This window comes from Xanthomonas sp. SHU 199 (assembly GCF_000364665.1).
GTDB lineage: Bacteria > Pseudomonadota > Gammaproteobacteria > Xanthomonadales > Xanthomonadaceae > Xanthomonas_A > Xanthomonas_A sontii.
In genome coordinates, this window is record NZ_AQOI01000291.1 from 1 (window position 1) to 2,984 (window position 2,984).

General features: G+C 71.6%; 5 protein-coding genes. 4 read left to right on the forward strand and 1 reads right to left on the reverse strand.

Annotated elements, in window-relative coordinates:
* Window positions 1-168: 168 nt before the first annotated feature.
* A complete protein-coding gene (locus D183_RS0110725; RefSeq protein ID WP_017908987.1) occupies window positions 169-798 on the reverse strand; it encodes a DUF4126 domain-containing protein in 630 nt (209 codons plus the stop codon).
* Between the two features lie 185 nt (window positions 799-983).
* Between D183_RS0110725 and D183_RS0110730 the strand changes: the two genes are divergently transcribed.
* The 4 genes from D183_RS0110730 to D183_RS0110745 form a co-directional block, all read left to right on the forward strand.
* On the forward strand, window positions 984-1,718 hold the full coding sequence (locus D183_RS0110730) for a DUF6776 family protein (protein WP_017908988.1): 735 nt from the start codon (window positions 984-986) through the stop codon (window positions 1,716-1,718).
* Window positions 1,719-1,725: 7 nt separating this feature from the next.
* On the forward strand, window positions 1,726-2,175 hold the full coding sequence (locus D183_RS0110735) for a bactofilin family protein (RefSeq protein ID WP_017908989.1): 450 nt from the start codon (window positions 1,726-1,728) through the stop codon (window positions 2,173-2,175).
* A gap of 31 nt (window positions 2,176-2,206) precedes the next feature.
* Window positions 2,207-2,593 (forward strand): iron-sulfur cluster insertion protein ErpA, encoded by a 387-nt coding sequence (erpA, locus tag D183_RS0110740; RefSeq protein ID WP_017908990.1) that lies wholly within the window; start codon window positions 2,207-2,209, stop codon window positions 2,591-2,593.
* 48 nt (window positions 2,594-2,641) lie between these two features.
* Window positions 2,642-2,984 (forward strand): NUDIX-like domain-containing protein (locus tag D183_RS0110745; protein WP_017908991.1); only part of this gene is annotated, 343 nt, incomplete at its 3' end.

The window sequence follows — 2,984 nt, forward strand, 5'->3', positions numbered from 1 at the left end:
CGGGCGCCGCGCGCTCCGCGTCGCCGACCCAGCGCCGCCAGTAGTGCGGCGGCGGGGTCTCGGCGCGGACATGGCGCGCGCGCGCGTCCTCGCGAGGGGAAAGCGGAGCGGTGTCGTTGGCGGGCATCGCGTCTGGTTCCTGGGGCGCGTCCAATTATGCGACGAAGTTCACGATGGCTGTGCGCCGGGGTGCGAGACGTTGCCGACCGGTGCCGTCGGCGAGGCCAGCAGGCGGCGCATGCCCCGCCACAGCAGGCGCCATGTCCACCACACCAGCAACGCGCCGAGCGCGCTCGCCGCCAGCACGACGGTCAGTGCCAGCCACGGGTGCGCGAGGGCCAGGGCCAGCGCGGCGATCACCACCGAATCCTCGGCCAGCGAGGCGATCCAGTTGCTGGCCGGTTCCGGCGAGGTGTTGAGCAGGGCGCGGGTGCCGGCCTTGAGCGCGTGGCTGGTCAGCGCCACGCCCGCGCCGGTGGCCAGCGCGCCGGCGCTCAGCTGGCCGTCGGGCGAAAGCGTGGCCGCGGCCAGGAAGGCGCCGGCCGGAATCCGGGTCAGGGTCTGCAGCAGGTCCCACACCGAATCCACGCCGGGGATCTTGTCGGCGAAGAACTCGGCCAGCGCCAGCGCGCCGGAGGTGCCGAGCACCCACCACGACTGCGTCGCCTGCAGCGCCGGCGGCAGCTCCAGCCAGCCGAGCAGGCCGGCCAGGCCGATGCCGAACACGGTCAGGTAGACGCGGATGCCGGCCAGCCAGGCCAGCAGGATGCCGATTACGAAGAGATGGGCGTCGGTCATGGCAGGCGCTCCTGCAAAGCACGGATGCCGGCCACTATCGGCCAAGCCCGCCACGAAGGCCAGCCCGCGGCGCGGGCCGGCCGCGCAGTCCGGCGCCGCTCAGGAGGGTGGCTTACACTAGGTGGCCCAGCAGGCCGACCCGCGAGGATCGACGCCGGCGCCGCCTAGGTGGCGCGGCAGCGCGCATGAACCGACCCGTTCCCCGTTTCCAGATCGTGCCCAATGGCGCCGCGCCCCGCCGCGGCCGCGGGCTGTGGTTGCTGCTCGCCGGGCTGTGGCTGCTGTCGCTGGCCCTGACCTGGTGGCTGGCCAGCCGCCAGGCCGCGCCGCGGCTGAGTGCGGTCAGCGCGCAGTTGCGCGAGGCCGAACGCAACCTGCAGGCGCAGCAGCGGCAGATCGAGACGCTCAACCAGCGCCAGGCGACCCTGGCCCGTTCCGACCAGATCAGCCGCGCCGCCAACAACGAGGTGCAGAGTTCGCTGGCAGAGCGCGACGAGGAGATCGCCGGGCTGCGTGCCGACGTGGCGTTCTACGAGCGCCTGGTCGGCGCGACCAGCCAGCGCAAGGGCCTGAGCGTGCATTCGGTGGAGTTCTCCGCCGAGGCCGGCGGCACCTGGCGCTACAACGTGGTGCTGACCCAGAACCTCAACCGCGGCGCGATCAGCCAGGGGCAATTGCGGCTGACCGTGGAAGGCGTGCGCGGCGGCAAACTGACCAGCGTCGGCTGGGACGAACTGCACCAGAAGACCGGTGTGCCCGGGCAGGACTACTCGTTCCGCTACTTCCAGCAACTGGACGGCAGCGTGATCCTGCCCAAGGGCTTCACCCCGCAACGGGTGCGGGTGGCATTGAGCGGCGGCGGGGCGCCGGTCAGCCAGACCTTCGATTGGACATTGGCCGGTAACGGCAAAGGGGAATAATCAGCCTATGTTTGGGAACAAGAACAGCCGCAACAGCGGCCAGACCGTGGTCGATACGCTGATCGGCGCGCAGGTGGTGATCCGCGGCGACCTGGTGTTCAGCGGCGGCCTCTACGTGGAAGGGCGCATCCTCGGCAAGGTCGTCGCCGAAGACGGCGCGCCGGCCACGTTGACCCTGTCCGAGCACGGCAGTATCGAGGGCGAGGTGCGCGCACCGGTGGTGATCATCAACGGCCAGCTGATCGGCGACGTGCATGCCGCCGAGCGCGTGGAACTGGCGTCGAAGGCGCGGGTGCAGGGCAACGTGCACTACCAGGTGGTGGAGATGAACGCAGGCGCGCAGCTGACCGGGCGCCTGATCCACGCCGGCAGCCTGGCCGCACTGGCGCCACCGGAAGCGCACCGCGAGGCCGCCGGCGACGCCGAGCCGCCGCGCGCGCTCACCGCCGAGGCTTGATTCGGCCGTCCGCCGTCCCCATTCTCCCGCCATGAGCACTCTCGTCTCCCTGCCCGGCGCCGCGCCCACGCCCGATTACCAGTCCCTGGACCGGCCGTTGAACTTCACCGCGGCCGCCGCGGCCAAGGTGCGCGAGCTGATCCGCGAGGAAGGCAACGACGCGCTGGCGCTGCGCGTCTACATCCAGGGCGGCGGCTGTTCCGGCTTCCAGTACGGCTTCGAGTTCGACGAGAACCGCGCCGAGGACGACCTGGCGGTGCAGACCGACCAGGTCACCCTGCTGGTCGACCCGCTCAGCCTGCAATACCTGATGGGCGCGGAAGTGGATTACAGCGAAGGCCTGCACGGAGCGCAGTTCGTGATCCGCAATCCCAACGCCAAGACCACCTGCGGGTGCGGCAGCAGCTTCAGCGTGTAGACACGCTGCGGCTTGCGGGACGCACGGTTTGCCTGCACCCTGCGGCGCATGTCCGATCCGACGCCTGCCTCTTTCGCCTTTGCCGGTCCTGCGATCGACCGTGCCGATGCCGTACGCAACGACCCGGCCGCGCTGCGCCAGGCCTGGGAGCAGGCCAGGGTGCTGGTGCTGGAAGCCGATGGCCAGGCGCATGCCGATGTCGACGGACGCCCGCTGATCGCCAGCGCCGCCGCCCTGGGCGCGCTGGCAGAGCAGGCCATCTTTCTTGGCCTGGACCAGGATCAGGCCTGGTTCGCGCTGGCCGCCGACGCGCTGCCGCAGGCGCTGGCGCCGCCGCAGCGCATCGACCTGCGCCGCGCCGCGGCCGAGTGGCCGGCGCCGGAGGCGGGCC

Excerpts from the sequence above, each read along its gene's own strand:
- D183_RS0110725 (WP_017908987.1), bottom strand. The coding sequence starts at position 798 with ATGACCGACGCCCATCTCTTCGTAATCGGCATCCTGCTGGCCTGGCTG.
- D183_RS0110730 (WP_017908988.1), top strand. The coding sequence starts at position 984 with ATGAACCGACCCGTTCCCCGTTTCCAGATCGTGCCCAATGGCGCCGCG.
- D183_RS0110735 (WP_017908989.1), top strand. The coding sequence starts at position 1,726 with ATGTTTGGGAACAAGAACAGCCGCAACAGCGGCCAGACCGTGGTCGAT.
- erpA (WP_017908990.1), top strand. The coding sequence starts at position 2,207 with ATGAGCACTCTCGTCTCCCTGCCCGGCGCCGCGCCCACGCCCGATTAC.